Below are 4505 nucleotides of genomic sequence, written 5' to 3'. Positions count from 1 at the left end.
AACTGTTAACTGATAACTGAAATGAAAATCATTAAATTTATCTGGAAAAAAATCCTTAAACCATTTCTAAATATATTTCTTAAGCCCAACTGTCCTCTTTGTCAGCGATCGGCAGACAGAGAGTTTTGTCAATATTGCGAAAAACAAGTTTGGCGCTGTCAGTTTCCTGGTGGGGGAGAAATATTTCCTGGAGAAGTACCTGTATTTATTTGGGGTCAATATAAAGATAGTCTCAAACGAGCGATCGCTGCTATGAAATATAAAGATAATCCACAAATAGCAAAACCTCTGGGGTATTGGTTGGCGGATGGGTGGTTAGCTTCGAGTGTGGCAACCCTTGACAAAGTGGTGGTTGTACCCATTCCCATGCACAAAAAAAAGGAGAGGGAACGAGGTTTTAATCAGGCGGAACTATTGGCCAATAGTTTTTGTGAGGTAACAGGTTTACAGATGCGACGAAATGGTTTAGCAAGGGTGAAACAGACTCAGGCGTTATATGGTTTATCTCGTGGGGAGAGGTTGGAGACAGTTAAGGATGCTTTTGTTGTGGGGAAAGATTTGCGTAACCGTCGTCCCCGTGCTTCAGTTTTGTTGGTGGATGATATTTATACAACTGGTGCAACGGTGAATTCTGCCATAGAGGTTTTGCAGAAAGGAGGTATTAGGGTAGTGGGAGTATTGGCGATCGCGACTACGAAAAAACCTCGTGGGAAGAAACCACGGTTAAAGAGTCAGAAGCTGTTCAATAATTAATAATTAACAATTAATAATTAATAGACCTCTGCGATCATCAAAAATTCAATCAATTATCGCGTATAAATCATCAATTATTTCGCCCTACTCCCTACTCCCTCTTTTCCGGAGATTATTAATAATTTCCTCTTCTTAAAAAGAAGAGGATTTTTTTATCCTTTCAAGGATAAACTTTAAACCTTAATTTTTACGCAAAAAATCAAGTTTTCAACAGATAAATGAGACAAAAAAATGGGGTATGTTTATAATATTTTATGGCTGTATATATTATTTTTATTTTTTCAATCAAGATGATTTAAAGTAAGGATATGAATGTTTTTATTAGAAGAATATTTTGAAAATGTTATGGTTAAATCATTTTTTTATAAAGCCNGTATTGCTCAAACTACTAATAGAAAATTTATGAATTCAACAAACTTGGTTTTTTTCTTGATTTGGGGTTTGTCTGGAGTATTTTTCTTTTTTGCCTTCTTGATTATTTGGCAAAAACGTCGTTATGAAATCCAACCTTACTTTAACTATGGATTATTAACTGGAGGTATTCTTTTCAGTATGCAACTGTTGTCTATTTTATTAGATATCGATCTAAAAAGCTTATCATTAGCCAAAGTTTTTGGAATTATGATTCGGCTATTAATTGATTCTTTTAAAATGATGATTTTTACAACAGTTGGAATCGACTATGCTGCCAAACTTGCCTATCCACTCTCTTTACAAAATCATGTTTCTACAAGGAAAGTTAAAGACCATTTACTGAAACTTTCCCAATTTATAATTCCTACTNGATGATTTTTACAACAGTTGGAATCGACTATGCTGCCAAACTTGCCTATCCACTCTCTTTACAAAATCATGTTTCTACAAGGAAAGTTAAAGACCATTTACTGAAACTTTCCCAATTTATAATTCCTACTTTGGCTGTTACAGCATTCTCCATATTATACTCTATTATTTTATTTAAGTTTACTAACCCTGAACTTGCCTCCTCAATGAGGAGATTATTTGATGGCAACATGACTATAGAGAATTATTCTGCTGCTAATTTTGTATTTTTCCTCGTTGCTGCCTTTAGTGAAGAAATTATTTATCGCTTAGGAATACAAAACTATTTAGCAATACATCTAAACTGGCGACATTCTCGCTACTGGTTAGCAATTTTAGTGACTTCAATACTTTGGACTATTGGACATACAGGTACTCTTAATCCCAACTGGGTAAAGTTTGCTCAAATTTTTCCAATTGGTTTATTATTAGGTTGGCTTTTTCGTAAATACGGTATTATAAGTTGCATTCTAGCTCACGGTTTATTTAACGTAATTATACCATTGTTATTAGTTATAGAAAATTATACTATTGATACCATTGTTTTTAATTATTAAGGAATAGAATTGTCGGTTTGGTTGAGGTAACAAAACCTAATATTTATATGGTATTTTTTATAAAACTTATAGCGGTTTTCAGAAAGGTAGACTACAAAACTTCTTACTTCTTCCTTCTTCCTTTAAACTCAAATCTCTGTACTCTAAAAAACATGAAAACTGCTATAATTTTGAATAAATGACTAAAGCTGAATTAAANTTATTAAGGAATAGAATTGTCGGTTTGGTTGAGGTAACAAAACCTAATATTTATATGGTATTTTTTATAAAACTTATAGCGGTTTTCAGAAAGGTAGACTACAAAACTTCTTACTTCTTCCTTCTTCCTTTAAACTCAAATCTCTGTACTCTAAAAAACATGAAAACTGCTATAATTTTGAATAAATGACTAAAGCTGAATTAAAAGCTTACGTTTGAGAACACCGAGACGATATCGAACCAATTCGGTTTCTTTTTCGTATTCCACCGGGAGTGGAAGTTAAACGATATCCTCCTGTTTGTACTGAAGAAGGTGTACCAATTCCAGAAAATCTCCGCATTATGGAACAGGCAATTCAGGAGAGGGTAGCGCGAGATAATAGTTAGAGCGATCGCTTTTGTAGGTTGGGTTGTTTCGCTAACGCGACATATAACGCGAACTTCGTTGCGTCGCAAGGAACGTAGCTTGCTTCTCCGCAGGAGTAACCCAACACTATCTTGGTTGGTCAACAATATCTTGGTTTGTTGGGTTGCGCTGTCGCTTAACCCAACCTACTTACTTAACCCAACCCACTCACACCCTCTATTTCCTCATCTGTCAAATCATACAACTGCCGCAACTTCTGCAACTTCTCCTCATCCGCTTGCCATAAACCGCGTCCGTTTGCCTCCAACATCCGCCCAATAATATTCCGAAACGCTTCCGGGTTTGCCTCCCGTAACTTCTGCGCCATCTCTGCATCCAAAGCATAAGTTTCGGCAGCACCGTCATAAACCCAATTATCAGCAAAATTAGCGGTACCGCCCCAACCTATCAACGCGGTCATCCGTTGGGAAATCTCGTAAGCTCCTCCACTACCTTGATTTGCCATTGCTTCTGCCCATTTTGGATTCAATAATTTTGTGCGATATTCCATGCGCAACAAATCCTCCAATTTTCGGGGGGTGGTATCTTTGGAAAAACTTTCGACAAAACTCGCACTTACTTTTTTACCCCGTTTTTTCTCTGCTGCCAACTTCAACCCACCAGTATTCGCATAATATTCCTGAATATCTGTCAAACCATATTCCACCGAATCAATTTCTTGCACAATGCGATCGCAACCTTTCAACAATTCTTGCAAAACTTCTGGTCTTGCCTCACCTTTATCCTGACGACCGTAACTAAAGACATTTCGCCCTTGCCAAGTATCGCCTAACTCATCCCCTGACTCCCAGTTTCCATCCACAACTCGGTCATTTACCAACGAACCAAAATCACCAGCAGGATTAGAAAATAACCGCGCTGAAATATTTTCTACTCCCTGCGCTTGCAATACTAAAGCGTGTTTGCGGATAAAATTCTGTTCTACGGGTTCGTCTGCTGTTGCTGCTCGTTGGAATAGATCGTCTAATAATTCAATAATATTGACAAAACTATCCCGGAAAATTCCTGATAAATTTCCTAAAATATCTATGCGGGGATGACCGACTTCAGCTAAAGTCTTTAATTCATAACGAACGATACGACCCGTACCTTCTTTGACTGGTTCAGCTCCTACTAATTCTAATAAAATTCCGATTGATTCGCCACGAGTTTTAATAGCATCTAATCCCCATAACATTACTGCCACAGTTTCAGGATAATTATCATTTTCTTCGAGATGTTGAGTAATAATTTTTCGAGCAATTTCTCGCCCTCTTTCATAAGCAGCAGGAGAAGGCATTCGATAGGGATCTAAAGCATGAATATTTCGTCCGGTCGGCAAAACTCCCGCACCATCTCGTAATAAATCTCCTCCTGGAGCAGCCGGAATATATTCTCCATTTAATCCCCGTAAAAGATTAGTCAATTCATCAGTATTTTGCATCAACAAATCCCGAACATTTACCACACTTTCTTTAACCTGATCATCCGCATATCCTTGCCCAAAATCCGAGTCTATCTCTCCGATTTCTTCCCCAAAATAAGCCTCCAAATAAGACTTTAATTCCTCCTCGTTAGGCACTTCTCCCAAAGTATGCAAACCAGAAGAAAATAATCTTTGTTCTACAACCTGCAAATATTCGTAAATTTCGAAAAAATAAGGATTAACCACATCTGCACTAAACATTCGCGCATTTTCCGCAGTAAATTCAATTCCTAATTTTTTGCCATACTCAAACGGACAATCTGAATTTAAACCAGTATCAAAA

General features: G+C 37.0%; 3 protein-coding genes. 2 read left to right on the top strand and 1 reads right to left on the bottom strand.

Annotation, left to right across the window (positions count from 1 at the left end):
- Window positions 1-21: 21 nt before the first annotated feature.
- Together AFK68_RS09030 and AFK68_RS44640 are read left to right on the top strand one after the other, a co-directional pair.
- Window positions 22-753, top strand: a complete 732-nt coding sequence (locus tag AFK68_RS09030; protein WP_210407318.1) for a ComF family protein — start codon at window positions 22-24, stop codon at window positions 751-753.
- A 785-nt stretch (window positions 754-1538) separates the two neighbouring features.
- The gene (locus AFK68_RS44640) at window positions 1539-2132 is read left to right on the top strand and encodes a CPBP family intramembrane glutamic endopeptidase (protein WP_094672438.1); all 594 of its coding nucleotides are present in this window, start codon (window positions 1539-1541) and stop codon (window positions 2130-2132) included.
- A gap of 758 nt (window positions 2133-2890) precedes the next feature.
- On the opposite strand, the gene AFK68_RS09005 is transcribed toward AFK68_RS44640, so the two are convergent.
- On the bottom strand, window positions 2891-4505 hold a 1615-nt coding region (locus AFK68_RS09005; RefSeq protein ID WP_210407317.1), incomplete at its 5' end, for a cobaltochelatase subunit CobN.

The sequence above is a fragment of the Hydrocoleum sp. CS-953 genome, assembly GCF_002260545.1.
In the GTDB taxonomy this organism is placed as follows: Bacteria; Cyanobacteriota; Cyanobacteriia; order Cyanobacteriales; family Microcoleaceae; genus Trichodesmium.
This window is presented reverse-complemented; position numbering and strand designations above follow the sequence as displayed.